The organism is Macrococcus animalis (genome assembly GCF_047425875.1).
Lineage (GTDB): Bacteria > Bacillota > Bacilli > Staphylococcales > Staphylococcaceae > Macrococcoides > Macrococcoides animalis.
On sequence record NZ_CP179727.1, the window covers coordinates 2,369,658 to 2,391,125 of the forward strand.

At 31.8% G+C, this 21,468-nt stretch carries 26 protein-coding genes; 23 read left to right on the forward strand and 3 right to left on the reverse strand.

All coding sequences use genetic code 11. The annotated features are described in order from the left end of the window. Positions 1 to 240: 240 nt before the first annotated feature. A complete protein-coding gene (locus ACMGE9_RS12605; protein ID WP_414043113.1) occupies positions 241 to 765 on the reverse strand; it encodes a hypothetical protein in 525 nt (174 codons plus the stop codon). Between the two features lie 178 nt (positions 766 to 943). Between ACMGE9_RS12605 and ACMGE9_RS12610 the strand changes: the two genes are divergently transcribed. The 3 genes from ACMGE9_RS12610 to ACMGE9_RS12620 all read left to right on the forward strand — a co-directional run bounded on the left by ACMGE9_RS12610 (position 944) and on the right by ACMGE9_RS12620 (position 3,114). Further along, positions 944 to 1,294, forward strand: a complete 351-nt coding sequence (locus ACMGE9_RS12610) for a thioredoxin family protein (RefSeq protein ID WP_414043114.1) — start codon at positions 944 to 946, stop codon at positions 1,292 to 1,294. 64 nt (positions 1,295 to 1,358) lie between these two features. Then, on the forward strand, positions 1,359 to 2,297 hold the full coding sequence (locus ACMGE9_RS12615) for a hypothetical protein (protein WP_414043115.1): 939 nt from the start codon (positions 1,359 to 1,361) through the stop codon (positions 2,295 to 2,297). A 10-nt stretch (positions 2,298 to 2,307) separates the two neighbouring features. Beyond that, positions 2,308 to 3,114: a Cof-type HAD-IIB family hydrolase gene (locus ACMGE9_RS12620; RefSeq protein ID WP_414043116.1), complete on the forward strand. Its 807-nt coding sequence runs from the start codon at positions 2,308 to 2,310 to the stop codon at positions 3,112 to 3,114. A gap of 6 nt (positions 3,115 to 3,120) precedes the next feature. On the opposite strand, the gene ACMGE9_RS12625 is transcribed toward ACMGE9_RS12620, so the two are convergent. After that, positions 3,121 to 3,510: a ribonuclease HI family protein gene (locus ACMGE9_RS12625; protein WP_414043117.1), complete on the reverse strand. Its 390-nt coding sequence runs from the start codon at positions 3,508 to 3,510 to the stop codon at positions 3,121 to 3,123. Between the two features lie 17 nt (positions 3,511 to 3,527). Beyond that, entirely contained in the window at positions 3,528 to 4,211 is a 684-nt protein-coding gene (locus ACMGE9_RS12630; RefSeq protein WP_414043118.1) for a queuosine precursor transporter, read from the reverse strand. A gap of 137 nt (positions 4,212 to 4,348) precedes the next feature. Here ACMGE9_RS12630 and ACMGE9_RS12635 point away from each other — a divergent pair, with 137 nt between their 5' ends. The 20 genes from ACMGE9_RS12635 (at position 4,349) to ACMGE9_RS12730 (ending at position 21,459) form a co-directional block, all read left to right on the forward strand. Further along, entirely contained in the window at positions 4,349 to 4,531 is a 183-nt protein-coding gene (locus ACMGE9_RS12635) for a zinc-finger domain-containing protein (protein ID WP_414043119.1), read from the forward strand. A 9-nt stretch (positions 4,532 to 4,540) separates the two neighbouring features. Then, entirely contained in the window at positions 4,541 to 5,653 is a 1,113-nt protein-coding gene (locus ACMGE9_RS12640; protein ID WP_414043120.1) for a conserved virulence factor C family protein, read from the forward strand. Between the two features lie 4 nt (positions 5,654 to 5,657). Next, a complete protein-coding gene (locus tag ACMGE9_RS12645) occupies positions 5,658 to 6,092 on the forward strand; it encodes a BrxA/BrxB family bacilliredoxin (protein ID WP_414043121.1) in 435 nt (144 codons plus the stop codon). Then, positions 6,079 to 6,903, forward strand: coding sequence for a class I SAM-dependent methyltransferase (locus tag ACMGE9_RS12650; RefSeq protein WP_414043122.1), 825 nt, complete (start codon positions 6,079 to 6,081; stop codon positions 6,901 to 6,903). Before ACMGE9_RS12645 ends, ACMGE9_RS12650 begins: the two co-directional genes overlap by 14 nt. Positions 6,904 to 7,112: 209 nt before the next feature. Beyond that, entirely contained in the window at positions 7,113 to 8,066 is a 954-nt protein-coding gene (locus ACMGE9_RS12655; RefSeq protein ID WP_414043123.1) for a thymidylate synthase, read from the forward strand. A gap of 10 nt (positions 8,067 to 8,076) precedes the next feature. Further along, the gene (locus tag ACMGE9_RS12660) at positions 8,077 to 8,556 is read left to right on the forward strand and encodes a dihydrofolate reductase (protein ID WP_414043124.1); all 480 of its coding nucleotides are present in this window, start codon (positions 8,077 to 8,079) and stop codon (positions 8,554 to 8,556) included. Then, positions 8,553 to 9,272 carry a lysophospholipid acyltransferase family protein gene (locus ACMGE9_RS12665; RefSeq protein WP_414043125.1) on the forward strand — a complete coding sequence of 240 codons (720 nt, stop codon included), beginning with the start codon at positions 8,553 to 8,555 and terminating at the stop codon, positions 9,270 to 9,272. The genes ACMGE9_RS12660 and ACMGE9_RS12665 overlap by 4 nt, the downstream gene beginning before the upstream one ends. Positions 9,273 to 9,293: 21 nt before the next feature. Then, complete coding sequence (locus tag ACMGE9_RS12670) at positions 9,294 to 10,139, forward strand: DegV family protein (protein WP_414043126.1); 846 nt, start codon at positions 9,294 to 9,296, stop codon at positions 10,137 to 10,139. Next, a complete protein-coding gene (locus tag ACMGE9_RS12675) occupies positions 10,132 to 10,683 on the forward strand; it encodes a DUF2140 family protein (RefSeq protein ID WP_414043127.1) in 552 nt (183 codons plus the stop codon). Before ACMGE9_RS12670 ends, ACMGE9_RS12675 begins: the two co-directional genes overlap by 8 nt. A 4-nt stretch (positions 10,684 to 10,687) precedes the next feature. Beyond that, a complete protein-coding gene (gene msrA / locus ACMGE9_RS12680) occupies positions 10,688 to 11,215 on the forward strand; it encodes a peptide-methionine (S)-S-oxide reductase MsrA (protein ID WP_414043128.1) in 528 nt (175 codons plus the stop codon). After that, positions 11,208 to 11,642 (forward strand): peptide-methionine (R)-S-oxide reductase MsrB, encoded by a 435-nt coding sequence (gene msrB / locus ACMGE9_RS12685; RefSeq protein ID WP_414043129.1) that lies wholly within the window; start codon positions 11,208 to 11,210, stop codon positions 11,640 to 11,642. Before msrA ends, msrB begins: the two co-directional genes overlap by 8 nt. 48 nt (positions 11,643 to 11,690) lie before the next feature. Further along, a complete protein-coding gene (locus tag ACMGE9_RS12690; RefSeq protein WP_414043130.1) occupies positions 11,691 to 12,191 on the forward strand; it encodes a PTS glucose transporter subunit IIA in 501 nt (166 codons plus the stop codon). Next, positions 12,191 to 12,412, forward strand: a complete 222-nt coding sequence (locus ACMGE9_RS12695; protein ID WP_414043131.1) for a YozE family protein — start codon at positions 12,191 to 12,193, stop codon at positions 12,410 to 12,412. Before ACMGE9_RS12690 ends, ACMGE9_RS12695 begins: the two co-directional genes overlap by 1 nt. An 80-nt stretch (positions 12,413 to 12,492) precedes the next feature. After that, positions 12,493 to 13,974 carry a S41 family peptidase gene (locus ACMGE9_RS12700; protein ID WP_414043132.1) on the forward strand — a complete coding sequence of 494 codons (1,482 nt, stop codon included), beginning with the start codon at positions 12,493 to 12,495 and terminating at the stop codon, positions 13,972 to 13,974. A gap of 13 nt (positions 13,975 to 13,987) precedes the next feature. Continuing rightward, positions 13,988 to 15,052, forward strand: a complete 1,065-nt coding sequence (locus ACMGE9_RS12705) for an undecaprenyldiphospho-muramoylpentapeptide beta-N-acetylglucosaminyltransferase (RefSeq protein ID WP_414043133.1) — start codon at positions 13,988 to 13,990, stop codon at positions 15,050 to 15,052. 10 nt (positions 15,053 to 15,062) lie between these two features. Continuing rightward, positions 15,063 to 15,683 (forward strand): phosphatase PAP2 family protein, encoded by a 621-nt coding sequence (locus ACMGE9_RS12710; RefSeq protein WP_414043134.1) that lies wholly within the window; start codon positions 15,063 to 15,065, stop codon positions 15,681 to 15,683. A gap of 221 nt (positions 15,684 to 15,904) precedes the next feature. Beyond that, positions 15,905 to 16,504: a GNAT family N-acetyltransferase gene (locus ACMGE9_RS12715; RefSeq protein WP_414043135.1), complete on the forward strand. Its 600-nt coding sequence runs from the start codon at positions 15,905 to 15,907 to the stop codon at positions 16,502 to 16,504. A 35-nt stretch (positions 16,505 to 16,539) separates the two neighbouring features. After that, on the forward strand, positions 16,540 to 17,220 hold the full coding sequence (locus tag ACMGE9_RS12720) for a response regulator transcription factor (protein WP_414043136.1): 681 nt from the start codon (positions 16,540 to 16,542) through the stop codon (positions 17,218 to 17,220). Continuing rightward, entirely contained in the window at positions 17,217 to 18,593 is a 1,377-nt protein-coding gene (locus ACMGE9_RS12725) for an ATP-binding protein (RefSeq protein WP_414043137.1), read from the forward strand. Before ACMGE9_RS12720 ends, ACMGE9_RS12725 begins: the two co-directional genes overlap by 4 nt. A gap of 94 nt (positions 18,594 to 18,687) precedes the next feature. Next, positions 18,688 to 21,459 (forward strand): 2-oxoglutarate dehydrogenase E1 component, encoded by a 2,772-nt coding sequence (locus ACMGE9_RS12730; RefSeq protein WP_414043138.1) that lies wholly within the window; start codon positions 18,688 to 18,690, stop codon positions 21,457 to 21,459. The last annotated feature ends 9 nt before the right edge of the window (positions 21,460 to 21,468 follow it).

Sequence of the window (21,468 nt, forward strand, 5' to 3'; positions counted from 1 at the left end):
CAGAATAAAAGGTAGTTAATGTACAAAAGAAAGAGGATTAGACCGGAGGTCTAATCCTCTTTTGAATAGTTGAAAGGCAAAACGCACTATTCTTCGTTTTTGGTATGCACCCATCGAAAGATAATAAGATCATCAAAAAGATTCATAAATTCCGATTACGTAAGGCGTAAAGGTTAAGTAAAACGAAAAACGAGTCCGTTCAATATCTTGAAATTTCTTCCTACCGAAATTATAGTTGCTTTATATTTGATTGATCAGTTCAATCTGAATCTTATGTTCATTATTGAACTGGTCAATGAGCATAGATTTTTGGTTTGCAGATGATTCAAGTTGTTCGATGTAATTTAGTACAAACTTTTCTTCAATAATGCCTTCTTCAACAATTCCAACACCTGCAACAGCTTTAATTCTTTCTTGACCGAATCCAAATGAGATATTATTTTCTAATATTTGTACGATACGACGATCTTGTTTTAATGATTCAAGTAATTCTGATGGTGTGTATTTTTTACCGTCAAAGTGAATTTGTGCAGTACAATTTGCTTCGTGAATAGCTGTTTTTAATTGTGTAATATCATTTTTGATATTCTCAATTAATTGGATAGAGTCATGAACGAGAATACTTTTCTCTTCATTAATTATACTTTTATTATTAAGCGCAATCGGTACCCGATATTCAGTTCTGAATTTTTCTAAGGCATTGTCTAATTGTGTGCGAAGTTTACTTGATATGAAAATCGCTTGTTGAATTGTAAAAGTATTCATAGATGAAGCCTCCAATGTTAAATAATGAAAATATTATATAATAATCAAATATTTTAATAAAGCAATATCAATGCATAAATTGAATTTATTAGTATATTATTAGATTAAAAATAAAATGAAAGATTATGTTTAATGATAAATAAGTAATAAAAAAATCATATAAGAAAAGAGGAGAAAAATGATTAAATACATACAGAACAACGATCTAACTGAAATGCCGAATTTAAAACAACGATTTTTTATATTAAACTTTACTGCATCGTGGTGTGGTCCTTGTAAAATGTTTCATCCAGTATTAGAAAAATTAGATGAAAAATATAACGAACATATACAAATCGTCAAAGTCGATATTGATAAAAATAGAGCACTTGCACAACAATTTGAAATTTTGAGTGTTCCAACAACAATCATTATTGATAATGGTAAAGAACTACAACAATTAGCAGGTTTTATTCCTTTAGAAAACATGGAGTACATTGCTGAAGACTTGATTCATCCTCAGCCGTATGATGAAGATGACATTTTATAACGTGTGATAAAAGTGTTTATTTTATCAGTCGAATAATATAAAATGACTGATAAAGAGGTGAATTTTGATGATATATGATGATCGATTAGTGAAACAAATGACGCGTATTCATGAGTACAAAGGGAAACAAACTATTTATCTACAATATAATACGAAAGCATTAGAAAAAATGAAATTTGCAGGGCTTTATCACAATATCAAATATGCTTGTGCATTATCTGGAATCATAATTGCTGATACAAAGTTGATGCAATTACTTCAATTTAGAAAGTCTTTCGATAATGAAGCTGAATCTCAAATTTCTGGATTTAGAGATGCGATGCTCTATGTCAGTGAAGATTATGAATTTATTGATATCAATGTAGAGTCTATTATTTCATTGTTTCTTGAGATGACTTTAGGTGATGTTGATACAATCAATGCCATGTCAGAAGAAGATAGAGCAGCGCTTGAAAAGTTATGCCGATATTATAATGATAAAATGAATAAGCTTGAAACTAATGAATTGATTGAAATCTTTCATATCATTTACGTATTCATACAGTCCAAAGTATTTAATGAAAAAACGATGTTGTTCTCAAGGTTGTTGTTACATCTGTTGTTATTTAAGTCAGATATATTAGTGACACAATATCAAAGCATTGATCAATTGGTATTTCAATCAATGAGTAATGGTAAATCGAAGTTGAGAAAAAAACAAATTGATGCTTTTAATTTTGAAGAAGAATCAATATATTTTACATATTACTTTGATAAATTAATCGAAAGTTATGAAGCTTTAGATTTTAATTTCAAATTAATTTTAAATGATAATATAACGCCTACTTATCGTATATTAAATGTACTTAATCGCTCTTTCGAACCTATTTCACGCAGTGCTTTAGAAATTATGCTAGCAGATATTAGTAGAAAAACAATCGAAAGGGCGCTTGTACAACTTCAAAAGGAAGCCTTTATTGAAAAAGTGGGTCAAGGTAAGTCTACAAAATATCGTGTAATATAGAATGTTTCACGTGGATAAGGGTGATGGTATGCTTGTATTTGCTGTCGATATGGATGGTACTTTGTTAAACAATGATAATGAATATAATCGTGTATTATTTAATCGTATTATTAATGAGTATAAAGGGATGTTTAAATTTCTTGTGGCAAGTAGTAATACGACGAATCATTTGCAATCATTTTTTGAAAATGATGATATATATTTTATTGGATCTAACGGTGCGGTCATAATGTATAAAGGAGATATTCTTCATACGAGTTATATAACTGAAAATGATGTGAGAGGTGCAATTAAGTACTTAGAACGCAATTCAATCACTTCATATGTAGTGAGTACGCTGGATACATCGTTTGCATCTACATCAGCGTCTGATGTATTTATAGAGCGCATGCATGGATACTACAGTGATTTAATAGTGAGTGCAAAGTTAAATATTCAATTAGTAACTAAGATTACGATTGAAATGAACGATACTGAAAAAGATTACACCAAAAACATTATAAAAGATTTAAATCACGTATTAGATAACAGTATTGTAGTAGACAGTGGATTTAAATGCATTGACATCATAAATCAAAATGCTAATAAATCCGTTGCAATTCATAAGGTACTTGATATTTTAGGCGAAAATGTTGAATCATTATATACTTTCGGGGATAGTGATAACGACGTAGAAATGTTACAGATGACAGAGCATTCATACGCAATGGAAAATGCTAATGTACGAGTGAAAAAAATAGCAAAACATATTTGTCATAGTAACGAAAATGATGGTGTCTTAAAAACAATAGAAACAATATTAAAAAAAGAACTTTGAGCAATATTATATATATTGCTGCAAAGTTCTTCTTGCGATTGTATCTGCATGTTTGTTCTGATGCCTCGGGATCCAATTGATGAGTATTAAATCAAAATAAGGAATTAAATTAAGATATTCCTGTAAATAGGGTTTGAAAATAGTTTGTTTGACGTAATTTTTATCAATGGAATCAACGACTATTTTAGCATCGCTCTTGATTAATAGTGTTTTACATTCATGTTCTATAGCGAGTTTGATACCGATAATTAGACTCTGCCATTCTGCAACATGATTATCAATCTGTCCTAAGTATTCACCATATTCTAATTGTTTGTCCTCTAACTTAAGAACTATTCCACAAGCACTATGTAGTGGAGATTGTTTAGTTGATGCATCAATAAAGATTTGTGCCATTATACACCCTCATTTACTTAAAGATTATCTTCTCTATGGAAGCTTTTCGCCCAATAACCAAAAGGAATATTTAATAATGTAGAAGTTAATTTAAAGATATACGTTGTAACAAATATTTCAAATACAACATCGTTTGGCATTAATCCAGTAAAAGCGATTATTGAGAATAATGCAGTGTCTACAACAGAACTAAATAATGTACTACCATATGCACGTACAATAAAAGTTTTTTCTGATGAGAAATACTTCTTAATTAAATTAAACAAATACACGTCGACATATTGTCCGATAATGTACGCAATAATCGATCCAAGTACAATACGTGGAACCACACCAAATAGAGTTTGCATACTTTCTTGTGCAATATCTGTTTTTGTAGGGATAAACTGAAGCGATGTTGTCATTAATACTATCATAATGATAGCTGATGAAAAACCAAACCATACAGCTTTCTTGGCTACTTTTCTTCCGTATCTATCATTAAGTATATCAGTTGCTAAGTAAATAGAAGCAAATAATACATTGCCTAGTGTTGCAGTAATTCCAAATAATTCTACAGTTTTTGTAACTTGAATATTTGCAATTACGGTACCGATTGCAACCCATACGAATAATCCTTCCTTACCAAAACAACGATACATTAATACTAAACCTAAAAACGTTAATATAAAAGCAACGAGTGCCCATAATTCATTTGTCATTCTTTTTCCTTCTTTCAATAAAAATTCAACTTATCTATTATAGTTGCGTAATGTATATATTGCAATGTATTTTTAGAGAAATCAAATGTGCATCAATTTTTATCCATTTTTGATATACTATTTTTTGAGGTGAGTTCATGAACCTAGAACAAAAGATAACAATAAAGCAGATTGATTCGTTAACGGATCATTTTTGCAATGGATGTTTACTTAAAAATTATCACCGTAAAGAACATGGTAAAACATACGCACATCATTATTGTATAAAAAAATGTTCTGTCGGTATTGAAATTAAACAACTCGGCAATATTTTGCAGTAAGGAGATAATATGAAAATTTTAAAAATAGAACCTACACCTAGTCCCAATACTTTAAAAATCACCTTAGATTATACAAAAGAGGGCATGAAAAGTGCGACGTATACATCTGTCATTGATACAAATCCTTCTTTTATTAATGCATTACTTCAAATAGAAGAGGTAAAGTCCGTTTTTCATGTCATGGATTTTATTTCTGTAGATAAAACACCAAAATCTGATTGGGAAATCGTATTACCTAAAATTAAAGTGATTTTTGATGAAGAAATTGATGTTCAACCAGAAATTGTTGTTGATAACGGTGAGAAGAAAGTAGAAGTTTTAGAATTTAAAGGTATTCCATATCAAATTAAAGTAACAGATAAAGATAGTGAAACACGTAAACAACTTGACGTGCGTTTTATTGATGCAATGTTAGCAGCTCAAAATGACGATGATAATGTTATCTTGTTACGTAAATGGGTTGATTATGGTGTGCGCTACGGAGAAGCAGAAGAGATTATTGATTCTATTAAAGAGGAAATTGATGCGAAGTTCCCTGATGTTGTATTAACTGAATATATTGCACGTGGGAAAGCTAATCAATTTGTAGATGCGTCTAAAAAGTTGGAAAAAGTATCATTAGAAGACTATCAACAAATTGAGGATTGGCAAGAACGTTATCGTATGATTGATCATTATCCCACGCCAGACACGACTGATTTAACATTTTTCGAATCTGTATTAAAGGATGAAAAGCCACAAATCAGACGCTTAGCTGTCGTATTTTTAGGTATGATTGAGGATAAAATCGTTCTACCTGCATTATTTACGGCAATGGAAGATAACAACTTAACTGTACGACGTACAGCAGGTGATACCTTGAGTGATCTAGGATACAAAGAAAGTTTACCTGTCATGCATAAAGCATTAGATGATAAGCACCCCATAGTGAGATGGCGTGCTGCGATGTTTATCTTTGATGAAGGTGATGAAACAAGCCTACCCTATTTAGAACAACATTTGGATGACTTGGCGTTTGATGTGAAATTACAAGTTCAAATGGCATATGAACGTATTAAGAATGGTGAAGCGGCAGTTGGCTCAGTATGGAAACAAATTGCCAACCGAAATAAAGGAGAATAATAATATGAATGCATATGAAGAATATATGAAGAATATTGCGAATGGTATGAGAAGTGAACTAACTAACCATGGTTTTGAATCATTAGAAACAAGTGAAACCGTTGAAGGTTATTTTAAGCAAGTGAAAGACGATGACACGACTTTTGTTGTCATTAATTCAGTTTGTGGCTGTGCAGCTGGTTTAGCACGTCCTGCAGCAGTGACTGTTGCTACACAAAACGATAAAAAACCCAATCATTTGGTAACCGTTTTTGCAGGACAAGACCGTGAAGCTACAGAAAAAATGCGTGAATATATTGCTCAAGCACCTTCAAGCCCTTCAATGGCGTTATTTAAAGGACAATCATTAGTTGGATTTATTCCGAGAGAACACATTGAAGGACGACCTGTAGAAGAAATATGTATGGATATTAAAGAATACTTTGATGACCATTGCTAGATTACACTTACGTATAACAACATGTGTAAAGCCTGATGCTTTAATATTGAAATATTTAAATGATATTGTAAATGATATTAAATCTTATCATGATGTTACATTTGAAGTCATCAATAGAAGTAAATTAACGATAAAAAATCTATTCGATAATAATTCAACACCATTACTTGTCATTCAACAAACAGGTGTTGTGTTATATACATCCATTGATAATAAAATTTTCTATCATGAAAATACGACACGAGTGAAATATAAAGCGTATCAATCGAAGGACCATGTCCCGCCACTCGTTGAATTGATTCAAGATGAAAAAATTGAAACGAAAATTATTATTGATGCGACTATGGGTATGGCGAACGATTTGTTATTGATGGCAATGACCATGCCGGATAGTAGATTTTATGCATTCGAAGAAAATTTCTATATTCATTTTGCGATAAAATGGGGTATTCAATTTTATTATCAGGAATTATATGATGGCATATTAAAAACTGAGCGTATACAGTTTGTATATGGGAATATTTTAAATAATATATCGATATTAAAGGAAGCAGGTATCATTTATTTAGATCCCATGTACGAAGAAACGGTAGAAACGTCTAATATAGCGTCGCTTGTCAAAGTCGTTACACATAATATTCAGGATGATCGTCAGTTATTAAATACGATATTTGAGCACTTTACAGGGAAGGTTATACTGCGTGCGCATTTCAAATCAAGATTAATACATGAATATCAGTTTATAATGAATATAAGAAAACAGACGAAAACGCATTATGGATATCGGTATAATAAAATACTCACAAAATAAAAAGACTTCGGAAATCCGAAGTCTTTTTAATTATTCAGTAATACACATGCTAATCATGTAGCATAATAATAAAAATAATCCTGAAACAACCATCATATCTGCGCCCATTTATTTCACCCCTATAATGTAAATCTCTAATATCTAATTCTTTTATTATACGTTATATAAATGTATTATAAAGTATATAAGAAAAAATAGAAAGAGGTGACTTGATGAATTCATTCGATCAAGCTTATCATGATTTATGTAGAAGAGTACTAGACACGGGTAAAAACAAAGATGATCGTACAAATACAGGCACTCTATCAGTATTCGGTCATCAAATGCGCTTTGATTTATCAAAAGGATTTCCTTTACTTACAACAAAAAAAGTTTCTTTTAAACTGATTGCCACTGAACTGATTTGGTTTATGCGAGGTGATACGAATATTAAGTATTTGTTAGAATACAACAATAATATTTGGAATGAATGGGCGTTCTTAAAGTGGATTGAAAGTGAAGAATATACGGGTCCAGACATGACAAATTTTGGTCATCGTGCACTTGTGGATGAAGCATTCAATACCGAATACCAAGCTCAGTTAAAGATTTTTAAAAACAAAATCTTAACAGATGAAAAATTTAGTAAGCAATACGGAGACTTAGGTAACGTATATGGTAAACAGTGGCGTAATTTCGAAACAAAAAATGGATCAACGGACCAACTGATGGAAGTTATTAAAGGAATTAAGACTAATCCAACAAGTAGGAGGCATATTATTTCTGCATGGAATCCTGGGGAAATTGACACAATGGCTTTGCCGCCGTGTCACACGATGTTCCAGTTTTACGTGCATGATAATAAATTGTCTTGTCAATTATACCAACGTAGCGCGGATATCTTTTTAGGTGTACCGTTTAATATCGCAAGTTACAGTTTATTAACACATCTAATAGCACGCGAATGTGGTTTAGAAGTGGGAGAATTCGTGCACACGTTTGGTGACGCTCATATATATTCAAATCATATCGATGCGGTAAATGAACAATTAACACGTGATTCTTATAATCCGCCAACATTAAAAATCAATACAGATAAATCTTTATTTGAATTAGAATACGAGGATTTAGAAATTTTAAATTATGAAGCACACCCAGCTATAAAAGCACCTATTGCAGTTTAAGGAGAATGTTATGTTATCACTTATAGTATGTCATGATCAAAATAGAGTTATTGGATTTGAAAACAAAATGCCATGGCATTTACCAAATGATTTGAAGCGTGTAAAAGCTTTAACGACCGGCAATACCATTGTAATGGGACGTAAAACCTATGAATCATTAGGGAAAGCGTTACCCAACCGTAGAAATGTAGTCATAACACGTGATACATCATTTCAACCTGTAGATGCTGATGTTATACATTCATTAGAAGAAATTAATAAATTAGATGGCCAAGTATTTATATTTGGTGGACAAAATCTATATGAACAAACTATTGATATGGTTGAAGATATGTATGTCACTGTAATTGAGGAAAAGTACCCAGGGGATGCTTTTTTTCCGGAATATACATTTGAAGACTTTAAAGTCGAATCAATTGAAGAAGGTATACTGGATGAAAAAAATTTAGTACCTCATCACTTTATGCATTTAGTGAGGAAAGAGAAATGATTAGATTAATTAGAACCTTAGGCACAATTGTTGGATACGCTGCACTTGTGACGCCCAAATTAAATAGTGTAAAAAAATCATTAGTAAATTATGATACAGTAGCTGAAAAAGATTTAGTAACAAATCAATATCCAAAAAAATGGGCAGATAAAATACTAAAAACTGCTGGGTTAAAAGTGAAAGTACATGGCAATCAAAATTATCCAGAGAACGGGGTATTGTTCATTTCAAATCATGAAGGGAACTTTGATATACCTGTATTGATATATGCTATTAATAAGCCATTTGGCTTTGTATCTAAAGTTGAAGTAAAAAAGATTCCATTTTTACATAAATGGATGGATTTATTGAATTGTATTTATCTAGACCGAACTGATAGACGCTCATCGATTCAAATGATAAGAGATGGTGTAGCGTCATTAAAAGAAGGTCATAGTATTATGATTTTTCCTGAAGGAACACGAAGTAAAGGGAGAGGAATGGCTGAATTTAAGGCTGGTTCATTTAAACTTGCAAAAAGTGCAGGTGTTCCAATCATACCTATTGCAATAAAAGGAACTTCACAATTGATGGAGAAATATAATAGTAAAAAAATTGTTCCTGGGCATGTTGATGTAACTATTCTTGATGCAATTGAACCAGAGATTTTTAATCATTATTCATTACAAGAAGTTGCTAACCTTGTTCATGAAAGTATTGAAGCGGCAATGAAATAAGAAAAGATATTGAGGGATAATATGAATAAAATTAAGCTTATTGTGGATTCTACACACGACTTACCGAAACAATTTTTAGAAGATCATGAAATCGTGCAAGTTCCTCTAAATATTGTTATAGACGGTAAAACATATTTAGATCAAGAAGAAATCACGTCTGATGAATATTTACAGAAGTTAATAACATTAAAAGAAATCCCAAAAACGAGTCAACCTCCTACAGGAAAGTTTGCAGAAATATATGAAAAATATATCGATGAAGGTTATGAAATTTTGAGTTTACATATGACACATCGTTTAAGTGGAACAGTTGGCAGTGCACAAACGGCAGCAAGTATGGTAGATGGTAAAGTAACTGTCGTTGATAGTGGTTTTATCGCACAATCCTATGGATTCATCATTCAAAATGTAGCTGAACTTATCATAAAACATAAATCAATGGAAGAGATCGTTGATGCGATAGATATTATGAAACGACAATCTAAATTATTTTTAGTAATCAGCCAGCTTGATTATTTGAGAAAAGGTGGCCGAATTTCTCGTGGGAAAGGATTTATTGGTGGATTAATGAACTTAAAACCAGTTGCGCAAGTTGTTGACGGTGAAATCCATGTTATACAAAATGCACGTACGCAAAATGCTGTCGTTAAACTATTAGCTAAAGAAATAGCTAAAATGGCGGATGAATATCAATATTTACGCATAGGTATCTCACAGGCAGATGCAAAGGATTTATTAGATAAAATTAAAGCTTCAATTGAGCAATACACAGACGAAAAAATAACAATTAATACAACTACACCTATTGTATCAACTCATACAGGTCCTGGAGCTATTGGATTATCGGTGTTTGGCTATAATGACTAGGTTTATAAAGCAGCCTATTTGGTTTGTACTTTTCATTTTGTTGCTTTTATTTAATTTGTATGTGATATTTTGGGCTAAGCAACTATTTTCTGAACAAGCAGAAATAAAGTCATTAGCAACTTTTGAACTAAGTTCAGATGATAAAATGATTTTATCGGAAGAGACAATAAAAAAGTTTATTGTTTTAAATGATAAAAATACAAAAATAAAATTAAAAGATCATAAGATTAGGATTGAATCAAAATCAAAATTTATGACCTTAGATGTTCATACAAAAATAAAAACACAACCTAAAGTTATCTCACCTGGCGTGATTGCACTTAATATCGAAAATGTTAATATTGGTAATTTGCCTTTATCTGAAAAGCAAGCCTTAAGTATCGTTGATAAATACGGCGAGTTACCAAGCAAAGTCAGATTAGATGAAGAAAATAAACGATTCATTTATACTTTAGGAATAAAAGAAGTTGGAGATACAAAAATATTGCTTGAAAAAATCGATGAAAATCATAAATGGCACTTCGACTTAAAACTTAAGGAGTGATTGAATGGATACAGCAACACTAGCAGGTGGCTGCTTTTGGTGTATGGTAAAACCGTTTCAACAGTTTGATGGTGTAATCAGTATCGTTAGTGGCTATAGTGGCGGGCACGTTGAAAATCCAACATACGAAGAAGTTTGTACCAATACAACTGGACATCGAGAAGCAGTGCAAATTAAATTTGATGAATCGATAATGAGTTACGAAGCGTTATTAAATATTTACTTTAAGACATTTGACCCAACGGATAATGAAGGCCAATTTTTCGATAGAGGTGAAAGTTATTCCCCAGCAATATTTGCGCATAATGAAGAACAATTTGAGTCTGCTAAATCAGTGATTCAAAATTTAAATGATGCAAAAATATTCAATAAGCCTGTTAACACACCAATTATTCCGTATAAAAATTTCTACCCAGCAGAAAACTATCATCAAGATTATTATCAAAAAGCGCCTGCTCATTATGAAGCATATAGTACGGGTTCAGGAAGAAAAAGTTTTATTCAATCACATTGGGGGAATCATCATGCTTAAAAAAGAGATAAAATCGTTAAACGAAATGGAATACTACGTAACTCAACAAAATGGAACTGAACCACCATTTGAAAATGAATATTGGAATCACTTTGAAAAAGGAATATATGTAGATAAAGTGAGTGGAAAGCCATTGTTTACATCTTTAGATAAATTCGATTCATCTTGTGGATGGCCATCATTTTCAAAAGCGATAAGTGATGAAGAAATAATTGAATTAGTCGATAAATCTTACGGGATGACACGTACCGAAGTAAGAACAGAATTAAGTGATATTCATTTAGGCCACGTATTTAACGATGGACCAAAGGAATTAGGTGGATTACGTTATTGTATCAACTCTGCAAGTATTCAATTTATTCCATATAATAAATTAAATGAATTAGGTTATTCTAAGTATATAAAAGTATTAGATCAAGAAATTTAGGGTATAATAAGTGAAAGAAAAATACTTTATTTTATTGGAGGAATCATTATGTTCAAGAAAATGTTCGGTAAAGGTGAAGAAGTAAGTAAACAAATTGAGATTAAAGCACCTATTACAGGGAAATATGTAGCGATAGAAGATATTCCCGATCCAGTTTTTGCCCAAAAAATGATGGGTGAAGGATTCGGAATTGCACCATCTGAAGGTATCGTAGTATCACCAATCGAAGGTGAAATTGTTAATGTATTCCCGACGAAACATGCAATTGGTATAAAAGCATCTAACGGATTAGAAATTTTAATTCATGTAGGATTAGAAACAGTTGCAATGAAAGGTGAAGGTTTTGATACGAAAGTAAATGCCGGTGATAAAGTTAAAGTTGGAGATGAGTTACTAACGTTTGATATTAACTTAATTGAGCAAAAAGCATCATCTGTTATTTCTCCAGTCATCATCACAAATTCTGATGTTATCAACACTTTAGACACATTGAATAATGGTGATTTAGTGCGTGGTGAATCAACCGTATTATCAATCAACGTTAATTAATGAAACAAATCTCTTTTTATCATTATGTATTAACTGAACGTGGTGCTAACAATGAATTTGGTCGTTTTGCAGAAGCTGTTTTTAACGATTTGATGTTTCCAAAAGAAATGTATGATTTTGATGATTTATCAACTTATATAGAAGAATATGGGTCATTTGATATGTCATTAACTACATTCGATGAAATGTACTTGGCATATCAAGAATGGTTAAATTTTTAGCACGTACCACTTGGTACGTGCTTTATTTATTGTTTTTTTATATACTATAAAAATAAACGATAAATTGGATGTGAAAAGTTGTGAATCAAGATTCGAATGAAATAAACCATGAAAATAACGAGCTCGAAAATAAAAAAGTAAATAAAAATTATGAAATATCACCTTTTAAATTTATTATGATGCTTGTATCAACTGTTATTATAACTGCAGCTGTTACAGCTTTTTCAATTTTAAGTGGTAGCGAAAAGATTATTACGGATGACGCTCCTAAACGAAGTGAATTTGTAAAATTGTATCATGTATATGACACACTCAATAACAATTATTACAAAGACGTAAATAAAGAAGATTTAGTTAACGGTGCAATAAAAGGTATGGTGAATGGGTTAAAAGACCCATATAGTGAATATATGACTGAAAAAGAACAAAGTGATTTTACTGAATCGATGCAAGGTGATTTCCAGGGGATTGGTGCAGAAATTGAACAAAAAGATGGGAAAACATTAATCTCTAGTCCTATAAAGGGTGCTCCCGCATACAAAGCTGGTATTAAACCGAATGATGTCATTATGGCGATTAATGGAAAAACAATTGAAGGTTGGAATGCACAACAAGTTGTTAATAAAATACGCGGTAAGAAAGGCACTATAGTTGTATTAACGATCAAACGAGGGACAAGTGATCCATTTAAAGTAAAAATTAAACGCAACAAAATACATATGAATAGTGTTGATTCAAAAATATTGAAAGATAAGACAGTAGTGATAACAGTCACAAAATTCCAAGAAAAAACATCTCAAGAATTTAACGCTGCACTAAAAGAAATGGATAAAAAAGGAATGGAACGCCTAGTCATTGATATGCGAAATAACCCAGGTGGCTTTTTAGATGAAGCGACCAAAATGGCGAATGAGTTTTTGGATAAAGGAGATACAGTATTATATACTGAAAATAATCAAGGCGAAAAGAAAACATTATCAGCAAGTAATCCAAGTAATCCACTTACGGATAATTTGGATACCGTTATCTTATTAAATGAGGGTTCTGCGAGTGCATCTGAGGTATTTGCTGAAGCATTGCGAGAAAATAATAAAGCGAAGATTGTAGGAACGAAATCATTTGGTAAAGGTATTGTACAAACAGCAGCACCATATAAAGACAAATCGATGTTAAAATACACTCAAATGAAATGGCTAACACCAAAAGAACATTGGATTCATAAAAAAGGAATTACGCCAGATGTTGAAGCAAAATTACCATCCTATACAAATGCCCAAGTATTAGATGCAGATAGTGTTTTAAGCTTAGGCGAAAAAGGTAATAATGTGAAATCATTAGAGTTGGGTTTAAAAGCATTAGGATATAATCCTGGTAAAGTTGATACAGTATTTGATGAAGATACAGAACAGGCGATTATTGATTTTCAAACTTCTGAAATGTTAGAAATCAATGGTGAATTAAGTGGTAAGACTACGGAAAAATTCACATCACTATTAATGAAAAAAGTTCAAAATGATGATACACAATTAAAAGTAGCAATTAAAACAGTAAAATCAAAATAATGGAGTGTATAAAATGAAAATTGCATTTACTGGCGGCGGAACGATTGGTCATGTTGCAGTCAATATGGCGTTAATTCCAGCTGCGAAACAACAAAATATTGATTGTATTTATATCGGTTCAAAAACAGGAATTGAAAAAGATGAAATTACTAAACGATTTCCTGAAATAAAATATTACGGAATTTCTAGTGGGAAATTACGTCGATATATTTCTATTGATAACGCAATGGATATATTTAAGGTTCAAAAAGGTATAATTGATGCTTTAATGGTTTTAAAGAAAGAAAAACCGGATATAGTATTTTCAAAAGGTGGGTTTGTGGCAGTACCAGTAACGATTGCTGCAAAAATGCTGAAAATAAAAACTATTATTCACGAATCTGATGTAACACCCGGACTTGCTAATAAATTAGCACTCAAATTTGCAAATAAGCTGTATACCACTTTTGAAGAGACATTAAAGTATGTGCCGAGTGAGAAAGCTGATTATGTGGGTAGTATTATTCGGGATGATTTGTTTTCAGGAGAAGCACTTAAAGGCTATCAGTTAACAAAATTTAATCATGAAAAGAAAGTTATCATGATTATGGGTGGTTCATTAGGTTCAAGAATGATTAATAAAGCAGTAAGAGATAATTTAGATACATTGTTAAAAAATTATCAAATTATTCATCTTGTAGGTCGAGGAAATTTAGATATTGCGATTCAAAGACAAGGGTATTATCAACGTGAATACGTTTCAGAAGAATTAATGCATTTATATAAAATCACAGATATAATGATTTCGCGTGCAGGGTCTAATGCATTATTTGAATTTTTAGCATTACAAAAACCCATGATTTTAATTCCATTGGGTTTAGACCAAAGTCGTGGAGATCAAATTGACAATGCTAAAATATTTAAAGGAAAAGGAATAGCAGAAGTGATTCAAGAAACTGATGTTTCGTCAGAAAAATTATTACAAATGATTGAGAAAGTAGAAGACAACTACATTGCGATGACTGAAAAAATGGAACAAGAACAATCAATGCATACAGCAACAACGTTATTAAATAAAATAATACAAGATGTGAAGTAGGAGAGATATTATGGCAAGAGCGAAACGCATTACTTTGATTCTAATTTTTAGTTTTATATTTGGTGTAATTGCATTTTTCCATGAATCTAGACTTGGAAAGTGGATTGATAATGAGGTATACGAATTTATATATTCATCTGAGAGTTTTATTACGACATCTATTATGTTAGGATTCACTAAAGTAGGAGAAGTGTGGGCAATGATTGCACTAAGTTTACTTGTTGTAGCTTATTTAATGCTTAAAAAGATGAAAATAGAAGCATTATTTTTTGCATTAGCGATGATTTTATCAGGTACATTAAATCCATTACTTAAAAATATTTTCGATAGAGAACGTCCAACATTATTGCGTTTAATTGATATTACTGGATTTAGTTTTCCAAGTGGTCACGCCATGGGATCGACCGCCTTTTTTGGTAGTCTTGTATATTTAATCAATCGTGGCGATAGCAATTTAAAACCATATTTAATTGGACTTTGCGTGTTCTCAATTATTATGATTTCTACGAGTCGCGTTTACTTAGGGGTACATTATCCGACAGACATAATTGCAGGTATTGTTGGTGGTGTAATTAGTATTTTATTAGCTCAAACAATCTTACACAAAGTAATTGACAATCGTTCTCAATAAGGTATAATAATAAATGAAAATGATTCTCAATTATGAGTTCCCCCTCTAGTAGATCATTTTCTTTTTAACCCCCAATATTTTTGCCCATACACTCCTGACTTTGCCCAGTCAGGAGTTTTTTGTTTATTTTTTTATATAATTGTAAATTTTAATCATAAACATATTATTTTTGTTCATTTCTTGATATGATTTTCTATATCATAGAAAAAGAAGGTGCAACAGTGACGATAAACGTATTTGAATCTGTCGTGTTAGAAAATGAAAGAATTAAATTAATACCGATGCAAATCGAACATGCAAAGGATTTACATGAAATAAATCATGAATCCATTTGGAGTTATATGTTATTTAAAGCGACAGACATTGATTTAATGGAGCAATGGGTTATTGACGCTGTGCATTTAAGAGAAAAAATGAAATCTATTCCATTTATCGTAGTTATGAAAGAGACTAATGAAGTCGTTGGTTCTACACGTATAAAAGAAATTGATTATGACAATGATAGTTGTGAAATAGGTACGACTTGGTTTGGCGTAAAGGCGCAAAAAACTTATGTGAATACTGATAGTAAGTTTTTATTATTAGAATTTTGTTTTGAGATATTAAATATGGTACGTGTTCAAATTCGTGCTGATGAACGAAACGAACGCTCGAATAGAGCAATTGAGCGTTTAGGCTTCCAAAAAGAAGGCGTTATTCGTAAAGAGCGAAATTTAGATGGTGTACGTAGAAATTTAATTATTTATTCAGTTATTGATGATGAATGGCCAGATGTTAAAGAAAACATAAAGCAAATTCAAGAAAAGTATAATAAAAAATAGAATGTTTAGTATCTAGTACATTGGGAGTTGATATTTTGCATAAAATTTTAATTATTGAAGATGAAGAAAACTTAGCACGTTTTATTCAACTTGAACTCATGCATGAAAGTTATGAAGTTGGTGTTGTACACGATGGAGAAGCTGGGTTAGAAGAAGCTATACATAATGACTATGACTGTATATTACTTGACCTTATGCTCCCTAAAATCAATGGATTAGAAGTTTGTCGCAAACTGAGAAAAGTAAAAAATACACCTGTCATTATCATTACAGCTAAAGGTGATACATATGATAAAGTAATTGGATTAGATTACGGTGCAGATGATTATATTGTGAAACCTTTTGATATAGAAGAATTACTTGCTAGAATTCGAGTAATCTTACGTCGTAATCAGCAACCGGTGGTGCCAGTAGAAAAAGAGAACATTTTACAAATTGATGAAATGAAGATTAATCTAGATGCATTTACTGTTACAATCTATGACCAAAAGTTGGAATTAACGAAAACTGAATTTGAATTACTTAAGATTCTAGTCGAAAATAAAAAACATGTTTTAACACGCGAACAAATTTTGACAAGTGTCTGGGGATATGAAAGTGAAGTTGAAACAAATGTGGTTGATGTTTATATCAGATACTTAAGAAATAAATTGAAACCATTCCAATACCACAAGTTAATTGAGACGGTTCGTGGTGTAGGCTATGTGATTCGATGAAGAGTAAATCACAATCATTACGTTCCAAATGGACAGTGTTAACAACCACAATCACTTTTATTATCTTTATGATTTTTAGTTTGTTTATAATTTATTTAATTAGTACATATCAAAAAGAACAAGTTGTGTTAGAAACTAAAAAAAGTGTAATGGATATTTCTAATTTATTTGATGAGAAAACGCCAGGACAAATCACTGCAAATGACATTAAAAGAGCTATCAACAATAATGAAAAAATTTTTTTATACGATATTGACGGCAAAAGCATATTTAGTGTGAGTACAAATGCGAGTTACACTTTCGATGTGCCTGTTAATAAAACAGATAAATTAACTGTAATTCAAAAAGAAATTGATGGACAGCCATTTTTATTTATGTCGACACCGTTACGTAATGACCACTATTTTGGTTATATTACGGTGGCACATGCTTTAAATGAATATTATGATGTTATACAATTTTTATTTGTTTTATGTTGTTTCTCAGGACTTACAGCTTTATTTATTACAGCACTGATTAGTTATTTATTTTCAAATCAAATAACAAAGCCTATTCGAAGTTTATCAAGTAAGATGAATCAAATTAAACGTGATGGATTCCAAAATAAGTTAAAAGTATCGACCAGCTATACAGAGATGGATGATATGATTGACACATTTAATGAGATGATGAGTCAATTAGAATCTTCATTTGATCAACAAAAGCAATTCGTGGAGGATGCTAGTCATGAATTAAGAACACCTTTACAAATCATCAATGGACATCTTAATCTGATTCAGCGATGGGGTAAGAACAATCCAGAAATATTAGAAGAATCATTAACCATCTCTTTAGAAGAAATGAATCGTATTAATAAGTTGGTCGAAGAATTATTGTTGCTTTCTAAAGATTCAAATCTGTTGGAGACAAGGCAGACAGAAACAATTGATATCAATGCTGAAATACAAGGACGTATATATTCATTGCAACAACTTAAAAATGATTATACATTTGATTATCATTCAACGCATGAACAAATAAAATTAAATATAAACAGATTCCATTTTGAGCAAATATTACTCATATTTTTAGACAATGCTATGAAGTATGATCAATTAAATAAGCATATTGTGATTCGTACATCTCTAAAAAACAAGTTAGTACAAATTGAAATTATTGATAACGGTGAAGGTATTCCAAAAGATGATATTCCAAATATCTTCGATCGCTTCTATCGTGTTGATAAATCTAGAGCAAGGTCAAAGGGTGGTAATGGGCTTGGTTTATCAATAGCAAAGAAATTAATAGAATCATACAAAGGTCATGTAAAAATAGAAAGTGAAGTTGATCAGTTTACCAAAGTCATCATACAATTTCCGATTCGAACAATATAATTCACAAAGTTATGTTTTTCCCCTTTAATTTCGTGCTTTGCTTTGTTAAAATGGTGATGTAAACGTTTTATTTAATTAAATGGAGGGTGGAACCATGACAAAAGGTAAAAACCTAGATGAAGCACCACCTAGATTTGGGACAAATTTAGGCATTCTTTTAGAAATGTTCGATCAATATCTAGTTGATCCATCATCGGTATCTGATGAGTTGCAAGTTTTATTTTCAAGTATTCAAGGGGGGCAACCTGTGAATGCTTCTGGCAATGTTGATACTGATAAAGTTAAGCGTGTGTTAAAGTTAGTAGATAATATTAGATTGTACGGTCACCTTACAGCTGATATTTATCCCTTATACCGTCCGCAACGCGAAAACTTACCAGCGTTAAACCTGGAAGATTTCGAATTAACCGAAGCAGATTTATCATCTTTGCCTGCTGGATTAATTTCAGAACAATATGGCAATAAATTTAGTAATGCGTTTGAAGCGATTCAACACTTACAAAGTGCATATCAAAGTACAATTGGGTTTGAAATTTCTCATATTAATGATGCATCTGAACGCGACTGGTTAACGGAAAAGATTGAATCACGTGAAAAAAATCAATTTTCGAATGAGGAAAAGATTGAATTACTTAAAAGTCTTGCGCATGTAGAAGGCTTTGAAAAATATATTCATAAGAATTTCGTTGGGGCAAAACGTTTCTCAATAGAAGGTGTCGATGCTTTAGTACCAATGTTAGAGAATGTATTACGTATCGCAAATAAAGAAAATATCAAAAATATTGAAATCGGAATGGCACACCGTGGGCGCTTAAATGTATTAACTCACATTTTAGAAAAGCCGTATGAAATGATGCTATCTGAATTTATGCATACTGATCCATTAAAATTCTTACCTGAAGATGAATCTTTAGTTGTAACAAAAGGTTGGACGAGTGACGTTAAATATCACTTGGGGGGCAAGAAGACAACAACTAAATATGGAAATGAACAAGTGGTTTCACTTGCGAATAATCCTTCTCACTTAGAAATTGTCGCGCCAGTTGTATTAGGTAAGACACGTGCAGTTCAAGAACAAACAGAAGGTGTTAATGCACCAGTTCAAGATTTCAATAAAGCGTTAGCAATATTAATTCATGGTGATGCAGCATTTCCAGGACAAGGGATTAATTTTGAAAGTATGAACTTAAGTAACCTTGATGGATATTCAGTTGGCGGATCATTACATATTATTACTAATAACCGTGTAGGATTTACGACTGAACCTTATGATTCTAGATCTACAACGTATGCAACAGATGTTGCAAAAGGTTACGATTTACCTATAATACACGTTAATGCTGATGATGTTGAAGCGTGTATGGAAGCAATCGAATTAGCAATGGCATTCCGTCAAAAGTTCAATAAAGATTTCGTTATTGATTTAGTGGGATATCGCCGATATGGCCATAATGAGATGGATGAACCGACTATTACTAATCCTATGTTATATAAAGAAGTAAAAGGGCATCCAAGTATTGAAATAAAATATGGCAAGCAACTTATAGAAGCGGGCGTTATTTCTGAAGATGAAATGAACGATATCTTTGAAAAAGTTATGACAGAAATGCGTACAGCACATGATAAGATTGATAAGAGTACAATGAACACAGATAGTGAAATGCTTGCGCCAGATGAAGTGTCCAATGGGTATGAGCAAGTTGAAACAGGTGTATCTATTGAGCGCTTAAAACAGATTAATGATGATATGTTAACAACACCTGAATCATTCACAGTCTTTAATAAGTTAGAAAAAATTCTTGAACGCCGTAATGATCCGTTTACTAAAGATGGATTAATCGATTGGGGACATGCAGAATTATTAGCATATGGAACAATTATCCAAGACGGAAAACCTGTACGTCATACAGGTCAAGATGCTGAACGTGGAACATTTGCACATCGTCATGCTGTATTAAATGATGAAGTCAATGGTGATAAATATACGCCACTACAACATATCTCAGATGCAAAAGCTTCATTTGATATTCATAACTCACCATTATCAGAGGCAGCAGTTGTTGGCTTTGAATATGGATATAACTTAGAAAATAATAATGCATTAGCCGTTTGGGAAGCACAATATGGTGATTTTGCAAACATGGCACAAATGATTTTTGATAACTTTGTATCAAGTGCTAACGCGAAATGGGGAGAGCGAAGTGGTTTGACGCTCTTACTACCACACGCATTTGAAGGTCAAGGTCCTGAACACTCTTCAGCTCGTTTAGAACGTTTCTTACAACTTGCGGGTGAAAATAACTGGACAGTTGCTAACGTAACTTCAACTGCGAATTATTTCCATTTATTACGTCGTCAAGCACATTACTTAAATACAATGCAAATGCGCCCACTTGTATTGATGAGTCCAAAAAGTTTACTACGTAATAACTTAGTAGCGGATACGGTTGATAAGTTTACGGAAGGTAGCTTTAAACCTATCATTTCAAACGGTTATAAGAAAACTAAAGTTAAAAAGTTATTAATTGCGAGTGGTAAAGTTGCAATTGACCTTTATACTGAATTACAAAAGAATCCAAATGATGAAATTCATTTAATTCGTTTAGAACAATTATATCCATTGCCTAAAGAAGAAATTCAAGAGATTATTAACGATTTGCGTGGTTTAATCGAAATAGGATTTGTTCAAGAAGAACCTGAAAATCAAGGTGCATGGCATTACATCTATCCAGAATTAATCGAAATGGCACAAGGTAAGCATGTACAGTATTATGGTCGTGTAAGACGTGCTGCACCATCAGAAGGTGACAATGAAATTCATAAACTTGTTCAAACTAAAATCATAAACGATGCTTTAACATTATAAGGGGGATAT

Coding starts and splice junctions, on each gene's coding strand:
- ACMGE9_RS12605 (WP_414043113.1), bottom strand. CDS start 765: ATGAATACTTTTACAATTCAACAAGCGATTTTCATATCAAGTAAACTT.
- ACMGE9_RS12610 (WP_414043114.1), top strand. CDS start 944: ATGATTAAATACATACAGAACAACGATCTAACTGAAATGCCGAATTTA.
- ACMGE9_RS12625 (WP_414043117.1), bottom strand. CDS start 3,510: ATGGCACAAATCTTTATTGATGCATCAACTAAACAATCTCCACTACAT.
- ACMGE9_RS12630 (WP_414043118.1), bottom strand. CDS start 4,211: ATGACAAATGAATTATGGGCACTCGTTGCTTTTATATTAACGTTTTTA.
- ACMGE9_RS12635 (WP_414043119.1), top strand. CDS start 4,349: ATGAACCTAGAACAAAAGATAACAATAAAGCAGATTGATTCGTTAACG.
- ACMGE9_RS12640 (WP_414043120.1), top strand. CDS start 4,541: ATGAAAATTTTAAAAATAGAACCTACACCTAGTCCCAATACTTTAAAA.
- ACMGE9_RS12645 (WP_414043121.1), top strand. CDS start 5,658: ATGAATGCATATGAAGAATATATGAAGAATATTGCGAATGGTATGAGA.
- ACMGE9_RS12650 (WP_414043122.1), top strand. CDS start 6,079: ATGACCATTGCTAGATTACACTTACGTATAACAACATGTGTAAAGCCT.
- ACMGE9_RS12660 (WP_414043124.1), top strand. CDS start 8,077: ATGTTATCACTTATAGTATGTCATGATCAAAATAGAGTTATTGGATTT.
- ACMGE9_RS12665 (WP_414043125.1), top strand. CDS start 8,553: ATGATTAGATTAATTAGAACCTTAGGCACAATTGTTGGATACGCTGCA.
- ACMGE9_RS12670 (WP_414043126.1), top strand. CDS start 9,294: ATGAATAAAATTAAGCTTATTGTGGATTCTACACACGACTTACCGAAA.
- ACMGE9_RS12675 (WP_414043127.1), top strand. CDS start 10,132: ATGACTAGGTTTATAAAGCAGCCTATTTGGTTTGTACTTTTCATTTTG.
- msrA (WP_414043128.1), top strand. CDS start 10,688: ATGGATACAGCAACACTAGCAGGTGGCTGCTTTTGGTGTATGGTAAAA.
- msrB (WP_414043129.1), top strand. CDS start 11,208: ATGCTTAAAAAAGAGATAAAATCGTTAAACGAAATGGAATACTACGTA.
- ACMGE9_RS12690 (WP_414043130.1), top strand. CDS start 11,691: ATGTTCAAGAAAATGTTCGGTAAAGGTGAAGAAGTAAGTAAACAAATT.
- ACMGE9_RS12695 (WP_414043131.1), top strand. CDS start 12,191: ATGAAACAAATCTCTTTTTATCATTATGTATTAACTGAACGTGGTGCT.
- ACMGE9_RS12705 (WP_414043133.1), top strand. CDS start 13,988: ATGAAAATTGCATTTACTGGCGGCGGAACGATTGGTCATGTTGCAGTC.
- ACMGE9_RS12710 (WP_414043134.1), top strand. CDS start 15,063: ATGGCAAGAGCGAAACGCATTACTTTGATTCTAATTTTTAGTTTTATA.
- ACMGE9_RS12725 (WP_414043137.1), top strand. CDS start 17,217: ATGAAGAGTAAATCACAATCATTACGTTCCAAATGGACAGTGTTAACA.
- ACMGE9_RS12730 (WP_414043138.1), top strand. CDS start 18,688: ATGACAAAAGGTAAAAACCTAGATGAAGCACCACCTAGATTTGGGACA.